At 69.5% G+C, this 20,373-nt stretch carries 20 protein-coding genes; 14 read left to right on the top strand and 6 right to left on the bottom strand.

The annotated features are described in order from the left end of the window. Positions 1–2: 2 nt before the first annotated feature. On the bottom strand, positions 3–722 hold the full coding sequence (locus tag MRBLWO14_RS09775; RefSeq protein ID WP_341932964.1) for an aspartate/glutamate racemase family protein: 720 nt from the start codon (positions 720–722) through the stop codon (positions 3–5). After that, positions 719–2,317 carry an NCS1 family nucleobase:cation symporter-1 gene (locus MRBLWO14_RS09770; protein ID WP_341932963.1) on the bottom strand — a complete coding sequence of 533 codons (1,599 nt, stop codon included), beginning with the start codon at positions 2,315–2,317 and terminating at the stop codon, positions 719–721. The genes MRBLWO14_RS09775 and MRBLWO14_RS09770 overlap by 4 nt, the downstream gene beginning before the upstream one ends. Positions 2,318–2,493: 176 nt before the next feature. Between MRBLWO14_RS09770 and MRBLWO14_RS09765 the strand changes: the two genes are divergently transcribed. Then, positions 2,494–3,120, top strand: coding sequence for a helix-turn-helix domain-containing protein (locus tag MRBLWO14_RS09765; protein ID WP_341932962.1), 627 nt, complete (start codon positions 2,494–2,496; stop codon positions 3,118–3,120). Positions 3,121–3,154: 34 nt separating this feature from the next. Next, complete coding sequence (locus MRBLWO14_RS09760; RefSeq protein WP_341932961.1) at positions 3,155–3,955, top strand: alpha/beta hydrolase; 801 nt, start codon at positions 3,155–3,157, stop codon at positions 3,953–3,955. A 121-nt stretch (positions 3,956–4,076) separates the two neighbouring features. On the opposite strand, the gene msrA is transcribed toward MRBLWO14_RS09760, so the two are convergent. Continuing rightward, a complete protein-coding gene (gene msrA / locus MRBLWO14_RS09755) occupies positions 4,077–4,619 on the bottom strand; it encodes a peptide-methionine (S)-S-oxide reductase MsrA (RefSeq protein ID WP_341932960.1) in 543 nt (180 codons plus the stop codon). Continuing rightward, on the bottom strand, positions 4,616–5,113 hold the full coding sequence (gene msrB, locus MRBLWO14_RS09750) for a peptide-methionine (R)-S-oxide reductase MsrB (protein WP_341932959.1): 498 nt from the start codon (positions 5,111–5,113) through the stop codon (positions 4,616–4,618). The genes msrA and msrB overlap by 4 nt, the downstream gene beginning before the upstream one ends. 167 nt (positions 5,114–5,280) lie before the next feature. On the opposite strand from msrB, the gene MRBLWO14_RS09745 reads away from it, so the two are divergent. Next, positions 5,281–6,198 (top strand): DUF808 domain-containing protein, encoded by a 918-nt coding sequence (locus MRBLWO14_RS09745; RefSeq protein ID WP_341932958.1) that lies wholly within the window; start codon positions 5,281–5,283, stop codon positions 6,196–6,198. Positions 6,199–6,271: 73 nt separating this feature from the next. Here MRBLWO14_RS09745 and MRBLWO14_RS09740 read toward each other — a convergent pair whose 3' ends face one another. Together MRBLWO14_RS09740 and MRBLWO14_RS09735 are read right to left on the bottom strand one after the other, a co-directional pair. Continuing rightward, positions 6,272–7,609, bottom strand: coding sequence for an alpha/beta hydrolase (locus MRBLWO14_RS09740; RefSeq protein WP_341932957.1), 1,338 nt, complete (start codon positions 7,607–7,609; stop codon positions 6,272–6,274). A 178-nt stretch (positions 7,610–7,787) separates the two neighbouring features. After that, positions 7,788–8,540: an NAD(P)H-binding protein gene (locus MRBLWO14_RS09735; protein WP_341932956.1), complete on the bottom strand. Its 753-nt coding sequence runs from the start codon at positions 8,538–8,540 to the stop codon at positions 7,788–7,790. Between the two features lie 144 nt (positions 8,541–8,684). On the opposite strand from MRBLWO14_RS09735, the gene sigJ reads away from it, so the two are divergent. From sigJ to MRBLWO14_RS09680, 11 genes are all read left to right on the top strand, one after another. After that, complete coding sequence (sigJ, locus tag MRBLWO14_RS09730) at positions 8,685–9,593, top strand: RNA polymerase sigma factor SigJ (protein WP_341932955.1); 909 nt, start codon at positions 8,685–8,687, stop codon at positions 9,591–9,593. A 98-nt stretch (positions 9,594–9,691) separates the two neighbouring features. Then, entirely contained in the window at positions 9,692–10,240 is a 549-nt protein-coding gene (locus MRBLWO14_RS09725) for an N-acetyltransferase family protein (protein WP_341932954.1), read from the top strand. Continuing rightward, complete coding sequence (gene pnuC / locus MRBLWO14_RS09720; RefSeq protein ID WP_341932953.1) at positions 10,237–10,965, top strand: nicotinamide riboside transporter PnuC; 729 nt, start codon at positions 10,237–10,239, stop codon at positions 10,963–10,965. Before MRBLWO14_RS09725 ends, pnuC begins: the two co-directional genes overlap by 4 nt. Positions 10,966–11,135: 170 nt before the next feature. Then, positions 11,136–12,515, top strand: coding sequence for an LLM class flavin-dependent oxidoreductase (locus MRBLWO14_RS09715; RefSeq protein ID WP_341932952.1), 1,380 nt, complete (start codon positions 11,136–11,138; stop codon positions 12,513–12,515). Between the two features lie 168 nt (positions 12,516–12,683). Next, positions 12,684–13,289 carry an HD domain-containing protein gene (locus MRBLWO14_RS09710; RefSeq protein ID WP_341932951.1) on the top strand — a complete coding sequence of 202 codons (606 nt, stop codon included), beginning with the start codon at positions 12,684–12,686 and terminating at the stop codon, positions 13,287–13,289. 288 nt (positions 13,290–13,577) lie between these two features. Then, positions 13,578–15,158, top strand: coding sequence for an ABC transporter substrate-binding protein (locus tag MRBLWO14_RS09705; RefSeq protein WP_341932950.1), 1,581 nt, complete (start codon positions 13,578–13,580; stop codon positions 15,156–15,158). Positions 15,159–15,165: 7 nt separating this feature from the next. Then, positions 15,166–16,119 carry an ABC transporter permease gene (locus MRBLWO14_RS09700; protein ID WP_341932949.1) on the top strand — a complete coding sequence of 318 codons (954 nt, stop codon included), beginning with the start codon at positions 15,166–15,168 and terminating at the stop codon, positions 16,117–16,119. Further along, on the top strand, positions 16,116–16,961 hold the full coding sequence (locus MRBLWO14_RS09695) for an ABC transporter permease (RefSeq protein WP_341932948.1): 846 nt from the start codon (positions 16,116–16,118) through the stop codon (positions 16,959–16,961). Before MRBLWO14_RS09700 ends, MRBLWO14_RS09695 begins: the two co-directional genes overlap by 4 nt. Further along, positions 16,958–18,643, top strand: coding sequence for an ABC transporter ATP-binding protein (locus MRBLWO14_RS09690; RefSeq protein ID WP_341932947.1), 1,686 nt, complete (start codon positions 16,958–16,960; stop codon positions 18,641–18,643). The genes MRBLWO14_RS09695 and MRBLWO14_RS09690 overlap by 4 nt, the downstream gene beginning before the upstream one ends. Before the next feature lie 3 nt (positions 18,644–18,646). Continuing rightward, entirely contained in the window at positions 18,647–19,564 is a 918-nt protein-coding gene (locus MRBLWO14_RS09685) for a LysR substrate-binding domain-containing protein (protein ID WP_341932946.1), read from the top strand. After that, entirely contained in the window at positions 19,561–20,358 is a 798-nt protein-coding gene (locus MRBLWO14_RS09680) for a carbon-nitrogen hydrolase family protein (protein WP_341932945.1), read from the top strand. Before MRBLWO14_RS09685 ends, MRBLWO14_RS09680 begins: the two co-directional genes overlap by 4 nt. Positions 20,359–20,373: the final 15 nt, after the last annotated feature.

Genomic DNA, 20,373 nt, shown 5'->3' with positions numbered 1-20,373 from the left:
GCTCAGCGGCTCCCGACCAGTGCGCCGCGGCGGGGAGGGAACGCGTACTCGTCGCGCTTGCTCGTGCCGACGCCCATGCGGGCCATGCCGCTCGCGAGTCCGACCGCGGCGGCCACGCCGTCGACGACCGGCACCCCCACCTCGGCGGTCAGCGTGCGGCACAGGTCGGCCATACCCGCGCAGCCCAGCACGATCACGTCGGCCTCGGCCGCGACGGCCTCGTGGCACAGCGCCGCGATGGTCGCGACGGACTGCGACGACGTGTCCTCGAGATCGAGCACGGGGATGCCGGTTCCGGCGAGGGAGACGCAGGCCTCCCGCATCCCGTAGCGCGCGACGAGGTCGCTCGCGCGTCCGAGCGTGCGGGTCAGCGTCGTGACGACTCCGAACGAGCGACCCGACACCGCGGCGACGTGCATGGCGGCCTCGGCGATGCCGACCACGGGCACGTCGACGAGTTCGCGGGCGGCATCCAGCCCTGGGTCGCCGAAGCAGGCGATGACGTACGCGTCACTGCCCCCGTCGCGCTGGTCCTGCTCGACGAGCTCGATCACGGCGGCGGCCGCGAACACCTCGTCGACATGACTCTCGATCGCCTCCGCACCCGTGTCGGGGCAGACGGCGTGGATCTCGATGTCGGGACCCGCCACCTCCCGGGCGGCGACCGCGATCTTGTCGGTCATCGCCCGGGAGGTGTTGGGGTTGATGAGGGTGATCCTCACGACTCGTCCTCCGTCACCGTGCCGTCGGAGATGCCCTCGGTCTCGCCGTCGAAGGTCGGGACGCGCGGGTCGATGCGCTCCAGCACCGTGAACGCCAGGAAGCCGAGTCCGCAGCCGATGAACCAGGTGAAGTTGCCGATCCAGGAGATGTCGAACAGGCCGAGGTCGGCGATCAGCTTGGGCAGCACGGCGATCACGATCGTCGGGATGCCGGCCCACAGCAGCGCCTTGAGCGCGTTCGGGTTGTAGCCGTTGCGGTACCAGTACGCGCCGGTCTCTGACATCGTGAACATGTCGTCGGTGCGGATGCGCTGCCGCGCCGCGATGTAGTACCCGGCGATGAGCAGCCCGAACAGCGGACCGATGAGCGCTGCCAGCAGCCCCAGCGAGTAGTGGATGGCCGTCGCGTCGGAGTACCAGTTCCACGGGAGGAGGAAGACGGAGCCGACCGCGGCGATCATGCCACCGGTGCGCCACGAGATCTTCTGCGGGGCGACGTTCGAGAAGTCGAAGGCCGGGGCGATGAAGTTCGCGACGATGTTGATGCCGACGGTCGCGGTGACGAAGGTCAGTCCGCCGAGCAGGATCGCGACCGGGGTGTCGATCCGCTCGACCGTGTGGATCGGGTCGGTGATGAGCTCGCCGAAGACCGGGACGGTGGCGGATGCCGTGATCACGACCAGCAGCGAGAAGAACAGGAAGTTCACCGGGAGACCCCAGAAGTTGCCCTTCTTCACGGCGCCGAAGCTCTTGCCGTAGCGGGCGAAGTCGCCGAAGTTCAGCATCGGCCCCGAGAAGTACGACACCACGACGCCGATCGCCATGAACATCAGGCCGAGGGATCCCCAGAAGCCGACGTCGGGCTGCGCGGGGTCGGAGAGGTCGAGGCTGATGTTCTCCCAGCCGGCCTGCGAGATGAGGTAGACGGCGAGCACGATCATCACGACGTACACCGCGGGGCCCGCCCAGTCGATGAAGCGGCGGATGACCTCCATGCCGTTCCAGAACAGCGCGACCTGGGCGACCCAGAGGATCGAGTACGAGATCCACCCGAGGGCGCTGAGGCCGAGGAAGCTCACATCGAGCAGCGCCGCGGAGCCCGGGAAGAACTTCAGGAACACGATGTTCAGCGACTGCGCGGCGAGGAACGTCTGCACTCCGTACCAGGCGATCGCGATGAGACCGCGGATGATGGCGGGGATGTTCGCGCCCTTGACGCCGAAGATCGCGCGGTTGATGACCGGGTACGGCACGCCCGTCTTCTGGCTGGGCTTCGCGACGAGGTTGGTGAAGATCTGCACGATGACGATGCCGACCACGAGGGCCACGAGCACCTGCCATGCGGCGATGCCGAGGGCGAAGAGCGATCCGGCGGTGACGTAGCCGCCGACGGAGTGCACGTCCGACATCCAGAACGCGAAGATGTTGTACCACGACCACTTCTGCGTGCGGAGCGGGGCGAGATCCTCGTTGGCGAGGCGCGAGTCGTAGTGCGGCTTGACGTTTCCGGAGCCGGAGGGGTGTCCGGCTGCTTCGACGATGTCCTGGGGTGTGGTGGGCGGCGCGACGGCCGATGTGCGAGGGGGAGGAGTCATTTCCGTGCCTTCCGGAGAGGCCGTGCGGCCTGGATCGTTGGGAGCGACCACGACATCGGGGTGCGGGTGATGGAAATGAAGCTATTGATTAACACTCCGCGTCAGGTTTCGGAGATGTAACGGAGCCGTGAAGTTCCCGCTTCATCCACGCCACTTCGCGCCCTAGACTCGGGGACATGACGGATGCCGAGACCCCGCTCGCCTCGTCGGGCCCCGGGCTCCTCGTCGGGTCACGGGTGCGGGATCTGCGCACGCAGCAGGGGATGTCGGCCCGGTCCCTCGCCCTGCGGCTCGGCATCTCGCCGAGCGCGATCTCGCAGATCGAACGCGGCGTGCTGCAGCCGAGCGTCTCTCGGCTGATCGCCATCACGGATGCTCTCGGCGTGCCCCTCGCGGCGGTGTTCGACTCCGGCGCCGCGCCTGCCGGCGCGCCGGGCGGGGCGACCACCGACACCGGGTTCGTCCTGCAGCGGGCAGCGCAGTCGTCGGCCGTCGAGCTCGACGGAGGGGTGCGCTTCCGCCGACTCTCCCCCGGCGACAGCCCCGGCATCGACTACTTCGAGTCGACCTACCCGCCCGGGACGGCCGCGCACGCCGACGCGGACCTGTTCCGCCATGAGGGATACGAGGTCGGCACCGTGATGTCGGGCGAGCTGACGATCGACTTCGACGCCGAGCGGGTCATCGTGCGCGCGGGGGACTCCATCAGCTACCCGTGCTCGCTGCCGCACCGCATCCACAACACCGGAGCGGAGGATGCCGTGGCGCGATGGCTCATCGTGCACTCCGCTCCGGGAGCCTGAGCCCGCACCGACCTGCGTCCGCGATGATGGAGGGGTGGCCGTCCCCCTCTCCGATCTGAACAGCATGCCCACGCCGCAGCAGGTCTACGCGGCCGACGGCACCCGCCTCGCGACGTACACGTGGGGCGAGCTCGACGCCCCTGTCGTCGTGATCGTGCACGGGTTCGCGTCGAGCGCCCGCGACACCTGGGTGCTCACGGGCTGGGTGCGGCAGCTGACGCAGGCCGGCTACCGCGTGCTCGCGCTCGACCAGCGCGGCCACGGGCTCAGCGAGAAGCCGCATCAGGCGGATGCGTACGGCATCCGCACCCTCGCCACCGACGTCGAATCGGTGATGGACGCGTATCTCGTCGACGAGGCGTCGTACGTCGGCTACTCGCTCGGCGCCCGCGTCGGCTGGGAGGTGGTGCGCGATCTGCCGCAGCGCATCGGGCGGGCCGTGCTGGGCGGCGTGCCCGACGGCATCCCTCTCGCGCGTCTCGATCTCGCGCAGGTCCGGGCCTACCTCGCAGACGGCACGCCGGTGGCGGATCCGACCACCCAGAACTACATCGCCCTCACGGAGCGCGTGCCGGGCAACGACCTGAGCGCTCTCGTGGCGCTCGCCGAGGGGCTGCGGTCGTCGCGCACGATCGACCCGGATCCGTCGAACGCGCCGGAGAGTCCGATCCTGTTCGCGACGGGGTCGAAGGACGCGATCATCGAGGGGTCCCGTGCGCTCGCAGAGGCCGCGCCGCAGGGGCGGTTCTTCGAGATCCCCGACCGAAACCACTTCAACGCACCGGGGTCGCGGGCCTTCAAGGAGGCGGCGCTGGCGTTCCTCGCGGAGGCGTGACGCCCGCGGGCGCTCGCCCCGCCCGCCGACACACAAGGGGGGCCGACAGGCCAGATGTCGGACGCTTCGGCGGGAAACGTCCGGGATGCGGCGTGTCGGCCCCCGGAGTGTGAGGTGCCGGTCAGACGGCGCTGGTCTCGCGCTTCGGCAGCACCCATCCCGCGCGCGGGAAGTGGCAGGTGTAGCCGTTGGGGTAGCGGATCAGGTAGTCCTGGTGCTCGGGCTCGGCCTCCCAGAACGGTCCCTCGGGCTCGATCGTGGTGACGGCCTTGCTGGGCCACAGACCGGAGGCGTCGACGTCGGCGATGGTGTCGCGGGCGACGCGCTCCTGCTCGGGGCTGAGCGGGAAGATCGCCGACCGGTAGCTCGAGCCGATGTCGTTGCCCTGACGGTTCAGGGTCGACGGGTCGTGGATCTGGAAGAAGAACGCGAGGATGTCGCGGTACGTCGTCTTCGTGGGGTCGAAGACGATCTCGACGGCCTCGGCGTGGCCGGGGTGGTTCCGGTAGGTGGCGTGGTCGTTCTGGCCGCCGGTGTAGCCGACGCGGGTGTCGAGCACGCCCGGCTGACGGCGGATGAGGTCTTCCATGCCCCAGAAGCAGCCGCCGGCGAGGACGGCCGTCTCGGTTCCGGGTGTGCGGGTGATGGTTCCGGTGTCTGTCATGACTGCTCCTCGGAGGTGCGGGCGGTGGTGTCGGTCTCGTCGGCGTCGGGTCCGGCGAAGAGGGGACGGTAGCGACCGTACCCCTCATCCTCGAGCCTGTCAGCCGGGATGAAGCGGAGGGCGGCGGAGTTCATGCAGTAGCGCAGTCCTCCGTCGGCGACGGGTCCGTCGTCGAAGACGTGCCCGAGGTGGCTGTCGGCGCCGGTGGAGCGGGCCTCGGTGCGGGTCATCCACAGCTTCCGGTCGGTGCGGGTGGTGACGGCATCCGCGTCGATCGGCTTGGTGAAGCTCGGCCACCCGGTGCCGCTGTCGTACTTGTCGGTGGACGAGAACAGCGGCTGTCCTGACACCACGTCGACGTAGATGCCGTCGTCGTGGTTGTTCCAGTAGGCGTTGCGGAAGGGCGGCTCGGTGCCGTCCTCCTGCGTCACCTCGTACTGCAGGTGGGTGAGCTCGCTGAGGGCCTGAGGGGTCTTGCCGTAGTCGTTCGACATGGTCTGTCTCCTTTGTCCGACGCGGCTGGCTGCGGCGTCATAGAGGAGAACCGGCGACGGGTCCGATTTGGTCCCTCGGGGCTGTGAGCGGGCTGTGAGTTTCGGTGGAGTCGATAGAGTTGCTCGTCTGCACGCTTCTGCAAACGGATCCCCAGGGGAGAACGCACATGTCGGTGGGATTGCTCGCGGTCGTCGATGACATCCTCAGCGCGGCGATGAAGGCCTCGGCGAAGGCGGCCGGCGTCGTGATCGACGACGCCGCTGTCACGCCGCAGTACGTGCAGGGCATCACGCCGGCGCGCGAGCTGCCCGTCGTCGCGAAGATCGCGTTGGGGTCGCTGGCGAACAAGTTCGTGATCATCATCCCGATCGCTCTGCTGCTGACGGCGTTCGCGCCGTGGGTGCTGCCGTACCTGCTGATCCTCGGCGGTGCGTATCTCTGCTTCGAGGGCGCCGAGAAGGTGCTCGAGTGGTTCGGCGTGCATCACGGCCATGCCGATGAGGGCGCGCGCAACGAGAACAAGCTCGTGTGGGGTGCCGTGCGCACCGACCTGATCCTGTCGACCGAGATCATGCTCATCTCGCTCGCGAACCTCGAGGCGGGTCTGGACGTGTGGACGACGCTCGCCATCCTCGCGGTGATCGCGGTACTGATGACGGGTGTCGTGTACGGCGCGGTGGCGCTGCTGGTGAAGATCGACGACATCGGCCTGAAGATGGCGAAGAGCCCGGAGCGGCGGGTGCGCCACACGGGTACCCGCATCGTGCGATCGATGCCGGCGGTGTTCCGCTTCATCAGCATCCTCGGCACGGTCGCGATGCTGTGGGTCGGTGGGCATCTGCTGCTCGTGAACCTCGGCGAGGTGGGCGTGCACGTCGGCGCCGACATCCTGCACGCGATCGAGCACGCCCTGGAGCCGGCGGGCGGCGTCATCGTATGGATCGGCGACACCCTCTTCTCGGCGATCGCCGGGCTCATCGCCGGACTGATCATCGTCGGGGTGGTGCTGGGGATCGGTCGCCTGTTCGGAAAGCGTCCGAGCTTCCACGAGGGCGAGGAATCCCCCGCCGACGTGCGGGTCTGAGCCCCGCCGACGTACACGTCTGCGCCCTCGCCGACGCGCACCGCTGAACCGCGGGCATCCGATCGGGCGCCCGTCACTCTCCCCGGTAGAAGAAGTACGGGTCCTCCTCGCCCGTGTAGACCTCGGCGGCCGCCTCCCCCGCGAAGAAGGCCCGCACCGGTTCATAGACGACCTCGTCGTCGCGGTCCAGGCTCTGGTGCGCGGCCTTCGGCGCGAAGACGACGACCGCGTTGGGGTTCGCGTCGCGGTACGACCGCGGCTCGACCCACGGCACGTAGTCGAACTCCGGCCGGACGATGAGCGTGGGGACCGCGGTCTCGGCGACGTGGTCGAGCACGGCATCCGCGATCTCCTCCGACGACGACGTGACGAGCACGTTGGCCAGGATGTTCATGCCCACCGCTGAGTCGAGCATCGTGGCCGACACGTCGAGCATCTCCCGCTGCGGCATGAAGGCCACCGCGGCCTGCGGGCTCACGTCCATCAGCAGCGCCGCGACCAGCACCTTCGTCTCCGCGAGGAATCCGGCAGTGCTGCGCGCGCCGAAATCGTCCTCCGGCTGTGCCGGCGGGGCCGGCATCTCGTCGACCTCCTCCTCGCTGAGACCGCCGTGGCTGTAGCCGCCCGGTGCCACGAGCGCGACCTTCTCGACGGACTGCGGGTGCGCCGACGCATAGGCCTCGGCGTAGAACCCTCCGAACGAGTGCCCGAGCAGCGCGATCGTCTCCTCCTCCACGACCTCCGCGCGGAATGCCTCGAGGTCGTCGAGCAGCCTCTCGATCGAGTACTCGTCGGCGGGCAGCATGTCGGAGAGACCAGCGCCCGGCTGATCGAAGTAGTACACGTCGCGGCCTTCCTCGGCCGCGAGACGATCGAACAGCTCCACCGACCCGCAGACGCAGTATCCGGGCCCGCCGTGCAGGAAGACGATCGGCGGCTCGCCCGAGTCGGATGCCGCCTCGGTCTTCCACCACGCCACTCGTGATCCCGTCGAGAGCTCGGCGTACTGCGTCGCCTCCGGAGCGTCGAGACTCTGCGCACCCGAGTGGAGCGGGATGCTGAGCGTGATCACCGCCACGCCGAGCACGGCCGCCGTGATCCCGGCCGTCACATCGCTGGTCGACGTGCGTCGCGACCAGGACGCCCCTCGCACGCGGCGGCGCCGCGTGCGAGCGAGCAGCACGAGCGATGTCGCATAGGTGACCGCGACTCCGACGAGGACCGATCCCGCGTACATGGCCACCCGCTCCGGCAGCAGCGCGCCGATGACCACGAAGGCGACGATCGCCACGGCCACCCCCATCAGCACCGACACTGCCGCGGCGATGCCCACGGCGACCGCCCCGAGCGCTCTCCGCGGCGCCGTTCGCGTGCGCCTCCGGTCCGTCGTCGTTCCGTCTGTCTTCGTCATGACCCGCCGCTCCCTGCAGTCGTCCGATCGGCGGGATCATGGCCCCGTCCGACCGCAGAACGTTAGCCGCGATGTCGTCGATTGAGGGCACGAATCAGCCAGCCCATCCCGGCATCCCGGCATCCATTCCGGGGCGGCCGGGCCTCAGGCCGGGTCACAGGCCGGGTCACAGGCCGGGTCAGCGGGTGTGGTCGGCGCTCCGCAGCCACTCGTCGAACGTCTGCGTGCCCCGGATCGCATCCGGTCCGCCGCGCAGGGAACCCGAGGCCAGCCCGCGTCCGTACGCGCCCGGCAGCCGCACCTGCAGCACCCGCTGCCGCGAGCCGTCGAACGCCAGCTGCCGCCTTGCCGCATCCGCCAGAACCTCGTCACGGGGTCCGACGAGATCGCGGGCGCGCCCGACCGCACCTCCCTCGGCCGCCCGCACGAGGTGCGCCCCGACCTCGCGCGCGGCGACCGGGCGCATGAGCAGCCTCGGCATCAGCGCGACGGGTCCCCTCATCCCGGACAGCAGCTGTCCGGCGAACTCGTGGAACTGTCCGGCGCGGGCGATCGTGAACGGGACCGGCCCTGCGGCCACCGCGCGCTCCTGCGCGAGCTTGCCCGCGTAGTACGACGCGTCGATGTCGTCGATCCCGACGATCGACAGGGCGACGTGATGCCCGACACCCACCCGGCGTCCGGCGTCGAGCAGGTTCGCCGTCGCCGACTCGAAGAACGCGATCGCCGTCTTCGCCGACAGCGTGGTGCCGCTGTTCGAGGCGTCGATGATGGCATCCGCTCCGTCGAGGGCCTCGACGAGCCCCTCTCCCGTGAGCACGTCCACCCCGCGCGACCGCGCCAGCACGACCACATCGTGGCCGGCGTCGGTCGCGGCGCTCACCACGTGCCGACCGACGACTCCCGTTCCTCCTGCGACGGCGATCCTCATCTGCATCCTCCTGCTGTCGTGCCTCTCGGCGTGCGATCGCACGCCTCCACCTCGATGACGACGCAGCCCGGCGGAACGTGAGGCTCACATTCCGGGATGCCGCATCGTCATATCCTGCGAGAGCAGCCCGCGAGAGGAGCCGGTGTGGACGACGATCTGGACGAGGTGTTCCGCGAGCGTCGGCGCCTGCTCGCGCTGGGCTACCGCATGACGGGCACGATGGCGGATGCCGAGGACGTCGTGCAGGAGACCTACCTGCGCTGGTACCGCCTCGACGATCAGGAGCGCGCCGCCGTCGCGAATCCGGCCGGCTGGCTCACCACCGTGGCGGGCCGCGTCGCCCTCGATCTGCTCGGCTCGGCCAGGCGGCGGCGCGAGCAGTACGTGGGTCCGTGGCTGCCCGAGCCGGTGCCGGCCGACCTGTTCCGCGGAACCGCGCCGGCGAGGATCGCGTCCGCAGACGATCCGCTCGACCGCGTCACCCTCGACGACGACGTCTCGACCGCGCTGCTCGTCGTGCTCGAGTCGATGACTCCCGCCGAGCGCGTGGCGTTCGTGCTGCACGACGTGTTCGACGTGCCCTTCGACGACATCGCCCGGGCCGTGGGCCGCTCCCCCGCCGCCGTGCGCCAGCTCGCCTCCTCGGCGAGGCGGCACGTGCGCGAGAACCGCGCGAAGTCGGTGCCGCGCGCCGAGCACGACCGGGTGGTGCGCGCGTTCCAGGAGGCGACGCGCACCGGCGAGATCGCGAGCCTGATGCGCTTCCTCGCGCCCGACGTGCAGCTGCACAGCGACGGCGGCGGCTTCGTGAGCGCGGCCCGCAACATCGTGTCCGGCGCCGACCGGGTGGCGCGCTTCCTGCTCGGCATCGCGGCGAAGCATCCCGAGCTGACTCTCGAGGAGCAGCAGCTCGCGGGCGGCGTCGGTTTCGTGTTCCGCAACGGTCCGGCCGTGCAGTCGGTCATGGACATGCAGGTGCAGGACGGACGCATCACCCACCTGTGGATCGTGCTGAACCCCGAGAAGCTCACCCTCTGGGGCGACGCGCGCTGAGCAGCCGGGCGCCGCGCGGGTCTGCGCACAGGGCGCCGTCGCACCGGCATCCTGCTAGCGTCGTCCCTGCGCACCCGCACGCCCCCGCAGGAGACCCGATGAGCGACGCTCTGATCCGGGATGCCGAGACGGCCGACCTCGACGCCATCACCGACATCCACAACCACGCCGTCGTGCACACCACGGCGATCTGGAACGAAGACGCCGTCGACGTCTCCGACCGCGCCGCCTGGCTCGCCGCACGGCGGGAGCGCGGCTACCCCGTGATCGTCGCCGTCGACGAGACGGGCGTGGTCGGATACGCCTCGTTCGGCGACTGGCGCCCGCACAGCGGCTATCGTCACACGGTCGAGCACTCCGTGTACGTGCGCGACGACCAGCAGGGCCGCGGCATCGGCAAGGCGCTCATGATCGAGCTCATCGACCGCGCCCGCCGCCTCGGCGTGCACGTCATGGTCGCCGCGGTCGAGAGCGGAAACCTCGCGTCGATCGTGCTGCACAAGCGCCTCGACTTCCTGCAGGTCGGACGGATGCCGCAGGTCGGCGCCAAGTTCGGGCGTTGGCTCGACCTGACGTTCCTGCAGCTGATCCTCGACGACCGCCCTTTCCCGCCCGAGCTCGCCGCGACCGACGGAGCCGCCGGGTGAACCCCCTGCTCTGGCTCGTCGACGCGGTCAACTCGCAGTGGGTGCTCCCCGGCGGGCAGGCGCTTCTCGTGCGCGAGGTCGTCGGCAACGCGTTCGGGCTCGCGAGCGCCCTGGGCGGCATGCGCCGCAAGGTCTGGGCGTGGCCGGTGGGCATCGTCGGCAATCTGCTGCTGCTGACCGTCTTCCTCGGCACCATCCTCAACCCGGACCACGAGCTGCCGCACCTGTTGGGTCAGGCCGGACGCCAGGTCATGTTCATCGTCGTCGCGATCTACGGATGGGTGCGCTGGAAGCAGGCGTCGAACGACGGCGGACGCGTCACGCCGCGGTGGGCGCCCACGAGCGCCCGCATCGGACTCGTGCTCGTGCTCGTCATCGGCACCGTCGCGCTCACCCCGCTGTTCCGCGCGCTCGGGTCGTACGAGCCCGTGTGGGCCGACGCGTGGACGTTCGTCGGATCGCTGCTCGCGACCTACGGCATGGCGAAGGGCTGGACGGAGTTCTGGCTCATCTGGATCGCCGTCGACGTCGTCGGCGTGCCCCTGCTCTTCGCATCGGGCTTCTACGCGACCGGGTTCATGTACGTGTTCTACGGCGTCTTCACGGCCGTCGGGTTCGTCGTCTGGTGCCGCGCGCAGGCGAACGCGAAACCGCAGGTCGACACGCTGATGCCGGATCCGCGTCCGCAGACCGCGCCGATCCGCACCGCCCGACGCCGCCGCTGACCGCCGCCCGCTGCTGCTGCCGCCGCTGCCGCCCGCCCGTTTCGAATCGCCCGAATTGCAGTTTTCACCCCCGCTCAGTTACCAGTTGCGCGATTCGAAACACCGTCCGTGTGACGGCATGTGTCGGCGACACTGGCACGCAGCGGCGGGTGCGCGGTTGCCTTGACGACATGACCCGTCAGATCCGCTTCAACGCCTTCGACATGAACTGCGTCGCCCACCAGTCGTCCGGGCTGTGGCGCCACCCCGACGACCGCTCGCGGCAGTACAACACCATCTCGTACTGGACCGACCTCGCGAAGCTGCTCGAGAGCGCGACCTTCGACGGCATCTTCATCGCCGACGTGCTCGGCACGTACGACGTGTACGGCGGCACGAACGAGGCGGCGATCCGCAACGGCGCGCAGGTTCCGGTGAACGACCCGATCCTGCTCGTGAGCGCCATGGCAGCCGTGACCGAGCACCTCGGCTTCGGCGTCACGGCCGGAACCGCGTTCGAGCATCCGTACCCGTTCGCCCGTCGCCTGAGCACGCTCGATCACCTCACGCAGGGTCGCGTCGGCTGGAACGTCGTGACCGGATACCTGCCCAGCGCCGCGCGCAACATGGGTCAGGAAGATCAGCTCGCGCACGACGACCGCTACGACCACGCCGACGAGTACGTCGAGGTGCTGTACAAGCTGTGGGAGGGGTCGTGGGAAGACGACGCGGTCGTCGAGGACCGCGAGCGCGGCATCTTCACCGACCCGTCGAAGGTGCACCCGATCGGCCACGAGGGGAAGCACTTCAGCGTGCCGGGCATCCACATCTCCGAGCCGTCGCCGCAGCGCACTCCGGTCATCTACCAGGCCGGCGCGAGCCCGCGCGGCGTGCGGTTCGCGGCCGAGAACGCCGAGGCGATCTTCGTCGCCGCCCCGTCGAAGGAGGTGCTGGCCGGCACCGTGAAGCGCATCCGCGATGCGCTGGAGGATGCCGGGCGCGACCGCTACGACGCCCGCATCTACACGCTGCTCACCGTCATCACCGGCGCCACGTCGGAGGAGGCGGCGGCGAAGCACGCCGAGTACCTGTCGTACGCGAGCCCCGAGGGCGCCCTGACGTTCATGTCGGGCTGGATGGGCGTCGACCTGTCGCAGTACGAGGAGGACGAGCCGGTCGGCAACGTCGAGTCGAACGCCATCCAGTCGGTGCTGCAGCACCTCAAGGAGGAGGCGGACCTCGGCCGCGAGTGGACCGTCGGCGACTTCGGCCGCCACAACGCCATCGGCGGCCTCGGACCCACCATCGTCGGCTCGGGCGAGGAGATCGCCGACGAGCTGCAGTCGTGGGTCGACGAGACCGACATCGACGGCTTCAACCTCGCTTACGCCGTGACGCCAGGCACCTGGCAGGACGTCATCGAACACGTCATCCCCGTGCTGCGGGCGCGCGGCGCCTACCCCGAGGAGTACACGCCCGGCACGCTGCGCCACAAGCTGCACGGCAAGGGCGACCGGGTGCAGGACACGCACCGCGCGGCACGTTACCGGGTGGGTGCGCGAGTCGGCTAGGCCTGTCGCTTCTGCGGTGAAGGGCAGGAATTGCGGATGCTTTCGCGCACAGCATCCGAGATTCGTGCCCTTCTCCGCATTTCGTGCGCCTCGCGATGGCGGGATCCGGTGGGATGCTGACGGTCCGGCCGCTCGTGGTGGCGGCCGGACGCCGATGAGACTGGGCGTATGCGCATCGCCGACTTCCCCGTTCCCGACACCGCCGCCGCCCACGGCGCGCTCGTCCTGGCCCGCGAGTACCACTCGCCCTCGATTCTGAACCACGTCACGCGTTCGTGGCTGTGGGCCGAGGCGTTCGCGTCCGTCGAGGGATTCGGCGCCATCGATCACGAGCTGCTCTACGTCGCGGCGATGCTGCACGACATCGGCCTCGCCCCCGAGTTCGACAACCACACCCTCGCGTACGAGCATGCCGGCGGACACGTCGGCGTCGCACTGACGGCGGGCGCGGGCTGGGATGCCGTGCGGCGCCGCCGCGTGCTCGACGTGATCGTGGAGCACAACTGGCCGAGCGTGGACCCTGTGCAGGATGCCGAGGGCTACCTGCTGGAGGTCGCGACGGGTCTCGACATCTCCGGCGCGCGGCCCGACGCCCTGCCCGGCGACTATCTCCGCGAGGTGCTCGCCGCCCATCCCCGTCTCGCCCTCGCGCGGGAGTTCGGCTCCTCCGTGGTCGACCAGGCCGAGCGGAAGCCGTCGTCCGCCGCCTGCCGCCTCGTCGACGGCGGCGTCGTGGGCAAGCTCCGCGACAACCCCCTCGAGACCCTCGCCTGACGTCGGCCGCCCCCGGTGCGAAAAGGACCCGCGCTCGGGTATCAGGAGGGGGATGCCGACTCCGCGGGAAAACCCCAGGTCGCGCGCACAGGTTAAGCGATCCGTTATGCCGCGCTGAGAAGTCGAACTTTCCACTTATCTGCGGCGTCGACATAATCGATCACGAAGGGTTCAGCCTTACCCGAGACCCCCTCACCCCGACGAGCAACGGAGCCGTCGATGACGACGCTCCGTGTTTCGTGACACCTCGAGCGATGGCGCCTCGGCGCGCCATGGAAGGACTTCGTCATGCCTGCTTCACAGCATCTCCGCCGTCACGGGAGCACTCCGGCCCGCTGGATCGGCGCCGTCGCCTTCGGCGCGGCATCCATCCTCGTCCTCGCCGGCTGCGGCGGCTCAGGCGACTCCGGCGACTCGGGGGGCGAGGGCGGAGCGCAGACCCTCGTGTTCGGCCTCTCGGCCGAGCCGGCGACGCCCATCACCGGCATGCAGCAGGGCGGGGCCGTGAACCAGCTGCTCACCATGGTGCACCGCGGGCTCATGACGTACGACGAGAGCGGCGCGGTCGTGCCGGGTGTCGCCGAGTCGGTCGACACGAGCGATCCCACGTCCTACGTGTTCACGCTGCGTCCCGACCTGACGTTCCACGACGACACCCCGCTCACGGCGGAGAACGTGAAGAACTCGCTCGACTACTACCGCGACCCCGCGAACGGTTCGCAGCTCGCCGCCGGCCTCAAGGACATCACCGACATCGTCGCCGACGGCGACACCGTCACCATCACGCTCGCGCAGCCCAACACCGCGTTCCTGCAGTACCTGGCCCTGCCGTTCGCGGCGATCGTGCCCGACTCGTCGCTCAACGCCGACACCGCGAACTGGATCGGCGCCGGCCCCTTCGAGATGACGAACCTCGATCAGGGCATCGGCCTCACGGTCGAGAAGAACGAGGACTACTACGACGCCGACGAGGTGTCGCTCGACAGCATCGAGGTGAAGTTCTACCCCGACGGGGAGGCCCGCACCAACGCGCTGCTCAGCGGCGACGTCGACATGATCGAGTACGTGCCGTGGGAGAACTTCCAGCGGGTGTCGGATGCCGGGCTCACGGTCGACGCGCAGCAGGGGCCGTTCCAGTACGTGCAGTTCAACGTGACCGACGGCCCGTTCGCCGACCCGAAGGTGCGCCAGGCGGTCGCCTACGCGCTGAACCGCGAGAACGCGGTGACCGCAGCGTTCCAGAGCAACGGCGCGCCGCTCGACGGCATCGTGATCCCGGACGACGACCCCGCGTACGACCCGAAGGCCGCCGAGCTGTGGAGCTACGATCCTGAGAAGGCGAAGGAGCTGCTCGCGGATGCCGGGTACCCGGACGGCTTCTCGGCGACGCTGCTCTCGACCTCGCAGTACACGTTCCTGCAGGACAACGCGCTGTCAGTCCAGGAGGACCTGCGCGCGGTGGGCATCGACGTCACGCTCGACGCCCCCGACTGGTCGACCCGCGTCAGCAAGGGCAACGCCGGAGAGTACGACCTCGCCGTCTCGGGTGACGCCGGCGTCATCACCGATCCGTCCTACCTGCTGAACTGGGTCGTCGACAGCCGCAACTTCAACGTCGGCTGGGGCTACTCGAACGAGACGCTGCGCGGCCTGATCGAAGACGGCCTCCGCGCCGCCGACGACGACGCCGCGAAGAAGGAGATCTACGCGCAGATCGCCGACATCTGGGCGGAGGACGTGCCCTTCGCCTCCATCAACACCCGCGAGCAGGCGTACGCCTACAACGACAAGGTGAAGGGCTTCGAGACGCTGCCCGGGTTCCTCGTCTTCTACAGCTCGCTCAACCTGGCGCACGCCTCCGTGGAGTGACCCCGCTGTGATCCTCTTCATCGCGAAGCGGCTGGCGATGGGGGTGGGACTGGTCCTGCTGGTCCTCACCCTCATCTTCTCCGCACTGCAACTCGTTCCGGGCGACCCCGCCGTGCTGCTCCTCAGCACGGGCGACGGCGGGGCGCCCAGCCCGGAGGCCGTCGCGGCCCTCCGCGAGCAGCTGGGCCTCAATCAGCCGCTCCTCACCCAGTACCTGTCCTTCCTCTCCGGCGTCTTCACCGGCGACCTGGGCGAGTCGTTCCGCACCTCTCAGCCCGTGCTCGAGGCCATCGGCGCCCGCCTCCCGCGCACCCTCCTCCTCGTCGCGTACGCCACGGTCCTGTCGATCGTGATCGGCGTCGCGATGGGAGCCCTCGCGGCCCGCCGCGGCGGATGGGTCGACACGCTGGTCACCGCGCTCAGCTCGATCGGCGTCGCCCTGCCCGTGTTCGTGTTCGGCGCCGTGCTCATCCTCGTCTTCTCGATCACCCTCGGCCTCTTCCCCGCGGGCGGCTACGTGGACCCGTCGAAGGACTTCCTCGGGGCGATCAAGAGCCTCACCCTTCCGGCGATCTCGCTGGCGGTCGGGTTCGCGGCCCAGATCGCCCGCATGACGAGGTCGGCGGTGCTCGAGGTGCAGACGCAGGACTGGGTGCGTACCGCGAAGTCGATCGGACTCGCGCCGATGACGGTGTTCCGCCGGCACGTGCTGCGCAACTCCCTGACCCCGGTGGTCACGGTCGTCGGCATCGGCTTCGGCACCCTGCTCGGGTCGACCGTGCTCGTGGAGCGCGTCTTCAACTACCCGGGCCTGTCGAGCCTCCTCGTCGACGGCGTCACGACACGCGACTACCCGGTCGTGCAGGGCGTCGTGATCGTGATCGCGATGCTGTTCATCGCGATCAACATCGTCGTCGACATCACCTACGGAATCCTCGACCCCCGAGTGAGGCGAGCATGAAGATCAGCCCCCGCCTCCGTCAGGCGATCACCCCGCTGCGCAGCGTCATGGTGGTGTACCTCGTCGTCATCATCGTGCTCATGGCGTTCGCGCCGCTGCTCGCCCCGTATGACCCGATCGCCCAGAACGTCGCGATCCGCCTGCAGCCGATCTTCAGCCCAGGGCACCTGCTCGGCACCGACGAGCTGGGGCGCGACATCCTCTCGCGCATCATGTTCGGCGCACAGGTCGAGCTGTTCATCGCCCTCGGCGCCACGGTGCTCGCCGCGGTGCTCGGCACCCTGCTCGGCCTGCTCGGCGCCTACTTCAACGGCCTCACCGAAGTGGTCACGATGCGGCTCATCGTCGACGTCATCCTCGCGTTCCCGCCCATCGTCCTCGCACTGCTCGCCGTGACGCTCTACGGGCCGGGCCCGGTGACCCTCATCATCGCGATGGGTGTGCTGTTCGCCCCGATCTTCGCCCGCATCACCTACGGACAGGTGCTGTCGACGAAGCGCGAGGAGTACGTCGACGCGGCGCGTACGTTCGGAGCGCCGACGGTCGTCATCCTGTTCCGCACCGTTCTCGCGAACGTCTCGGCGCCCATCATCGTGCAGTTCTCCCTGACGATGGCTGCGGCGATCCTCATGGAGTCCGGACTCAGCTACCTCGGCCTCGGCGTCGTGCCGCCCACCCCGTCGTGGGGCTCGATGGTGGCGCAGGGTCAGCGGTACCTGACGACCGATCCGCACGTGCTGCTCGTGCCGGGCGCGGTCATCGTCCTGACGATCCTCGCGTTCGGCATCCTCGGCGACGCCCTCCGCGACCTCCTCGACCCGAAAGCGAAGAAGCGCTCATGAACGACCCGCTGCTGCAGGTCGACGGCCTGTCCGTCGAGTTCGCCACTCCCGACGGCTGGCGCCAGGTCACCCACGAGGTGTCGTTCAGCGTCGACCGTCGCAAGACGCTCGCCCTCGTGGGCGAGTCGGGCTCCGGCAAGTCGGTCACGGCGATGTCGATCCTCGACCTCCTCCCTCCCAACGCGCGGCGCACGGGACGCATCCTCTTCGACGGCACCGACCTCGTGCCGTTGCGCGACAAGGGGCTGAGGCCGCTCAGGGGATCCCGCATCGCGACGATCTTCCAGGAGCCGATGACGGCCCTGAACCCCGTCTACACGATCGGGCATCAGCTGATCGAGGCCCTCACCAGCCACCACGACCTCGACCACAGGGTGGCGCGTGAGCGCGCGGTGCAGCTGCTGCGCGACGTGCACATGCCGGCTCCGGAGGAGAAGGTCGACCACTATCCGCACCAGCTCTCGGGCGGCCAGCGCCAGCGCGCGATGATCGCGATGGCGATCTCGTCGGAGCCCGACCTGCTGATCGCCGACGAGCCGACCACGGCGCTCGATGTGACCGTGCAGGCCGAGATCCTCGACCTCATCGCCGAGATCCAGGAGCGCATGGGGATGGCGGTGCTCATCATCACGCACGACATGGGCGTGGTGGCCGACGTCGCCGACGAGGTGGTGGTCATGAAGGACGGCCGCGTCGTGGAGGAGGCGCCGTCCGCTCGACTGTTCAAGAGCCCGCAGGAGCCGTACACGCAGGCATTGCTCGCCGCGGTGCCGCATCTCGGCAAGGCCGACGACTTCCTGGCCGCCGCGGGCAACAAGCTGCGCATCGACGGCGTGACCGCCACCACCCCGCTGCCCGAGACGGTGCTGCGGCTGCAGGATGCCGTGATCCGGTACCCCGGACGCTGGCGCCGCCCCGGGTTCCAGGCCATCAACGGCATCGACCTCGAAGTGCAGCGCGGCGAGATCGTCGGCCTGGTCGGCGAATCCGGATCGGGCAAGTCGACGATCGGCAAGGCCGCGATCGGCCTGCTCCCGGTGACCGAGGGCACCCTCGAGGTGCGCGGCGAGCGCATCACCGGACGACCGGGGCGTGCGCTGCGCCAGCTGCGACGCCACGTGACGATGGTCTTCCAGGACCCCGCATCCTCTCTGAATCCCCGGCGCACGATCGGGCAGGCGATCTCCGACCCGCTGCTGTGGCAGGGGCTCGTGCGCGATCCCCGCGCGCGGAGGGCGCGGGCGAAGGAGCTCCTGGAGCGCGTGCAACTGAACCCGGACTGGTCCGATCGCTACCCGCACGAGCTGTCGGGCGGGCAGCGGCAGCGCATCGGCATCGCTCGCGCGATCGCGACCGACCCGGTGCTGATGATCGCCGACGAGCCGACCTCGGCGCTCGACGTGTCGGTGCAGGCGCAGGTGCTCGACCTGTTCCTGGCGCTGCAGCGCGAGCTCGGGTTCTCGTGCCTGTTCATCAGCCACGACCTGTCGGTGGTCGAGACCCTGTCGAACCGCGTGGTCGTGCTGCGGCACGGCGACGTCGTCGAAGAGGGTCCGACCGAGGAGGTGCTGCACCACCCGCACGACGAGTACACGAAGCGTCTCATCGCGGCCGCGCCCGTGCCCGACCCCGAGATCCAGCGGGTGCGGCGCGCGGAGCGTCTCGCGTCGAGGAGGGCCTAGCGCATGGAGACACGACGACTGGAGCTGTTCGTGACGCTGGTGGATGCCGGCGGCTTCAAGCAGGCGGCCGACAGCCTCTTCATCACGGCGCCGGCCCTCTCGCAGCAGATCTCCCGGCTGGAGAAGGACGTGGGGGTCGCCCTGATCGACCGCACCACGCGTCCGATCACGCCGACCGAGGCGGGCCGCGAGTTCTACTACCGATGCCGGCGGGTGCTGGAGGCCATGCAGCACATCACCCAGCTGCTCGACGACCAGCGCAGCCACGAGTTCGGGCGGGTGCGGGTCGGCATCGTGCCCGCGATGATGTTCAGCTCACCGGCTCGCGCCGTTCGGCAGTTCATCCGCGCGCATCCGACCGCGACGGTGCAGGTGCGCAGCATCCCGACCTCCCTGCTCGTCGACGAGCTGGAGCAGGGGTCGATCGATGTCGCCATCCTGCTCACCGAGCCCGACCTCAAGGACCTCTCGTCGACGGCGCTGTTCGCCGAGGAGTACCTCGTGGCCCTCCCCGACGACCACCCGCTCGCGGGGGTCGACGAGGTCGACTTCGCGATGCTGCGCAACGAACGCATCCTGCAGGGGCCGCGCACCGCCAACCCGACGGGCTACGACGCGGTGGTCACCGCGTGCATGCGCGCCGGATTCTCGCCGCGCTCGCTCGAGGTCATGGGCTCGTACCTCGACCAGGCGGCGATGGTGTCGGCCGGGATGGGCGTCTGCTTCATCCCGAAGTCGCTGTCGGACATCCCGCAGCACAACGTCGTCTACCGCACGCTCGTGAACCCCTCGGTGGGACTCACGACCTCGATCTCCTGGTTCGACCGCCGCCTCGACGCGGTCGGCCGGGCGTTCGTGCAGCACTGCATCACCGAGCTCTCCGTCCCGGAGAGCCTCACCACGGAAGAAGGTTCATCATGAAGTTCGCGATCGGCCAGATGGTCTCGGGCGACGACAAGGCCGCGAACCTCGCGGAGATCTCCCGGCTCACCGAGGAGGCGGCGGCTGCCGGAGCGCGCCTCGTCGTCTTCCCGGAGTTCGCGATGTTCGACGTCCCCACCCTCGACGAGGAGTTCGTGAAGCAGGGCGAGTCGCTCGACGGACCGTTCGTGACGGGACTCGCCGAGCTGTCACGACGCACCGGGGTCTCGATCGTCGCCGGCATGCTCGAATCCATCGACGGGGAGGCGCGCGGCTACAACACGCTCGTGCTCGTGACGCCCGACGAGGGCCTGTCGCGGGTCTATCACAAGCTCCACCTGTACGACGCGTTCGGGTTCCTGGAGTCCGACCACATCCGCCCCGGCGACATCGCGGGCCCGGTGACGTTCACGGTCGACGACGTGACCGTCGGGATGCTGACGTGCTACGACCTGCGCTTCCCCGAGGTCGCGCGCGAGCACGCCGACGCCGGCGTCGACCTGCTGCTCTACCCCGCCGCCTGGATGCCCGGGGCCCGCAAGGAGGACCACTGGAACACCCTCGCCCGCGCCCGCGCGATCGAGAACACGCTCTACGTCGCCGCGGTGTCGCAGGGGCCGGGAGTGGGCACCGGCGGCAGCATCATCGTCGACCCCATGGGGATCACGCTCGGCGAGATCGGCGAGTCGACCGGCATCGCCGTCGCCGACGCCCGCCCCGAGCGCATCGCCCAGGTGCGCAGTGTGAACCCCTCGCTCGCCAACCGCCGCTTCACCGTCGTCGCGTCCGCCTGACGCCCGCACCCCGGA

The sequence above is a fragment of the Microbacterium sp. LWO14-1.2 genome (assembly GCF_038397715.1).
Classification (GTDB): domain Bacteria; phylum Actinomycetota; class Actinomycetes; order Actinomycetales; family Microbacteriaceae; genus Microbacterium.
Note: the sequence above shows the minus strand (reverse complement) of the source record. Positions and strands in the feature narration are given on the sequence as shown.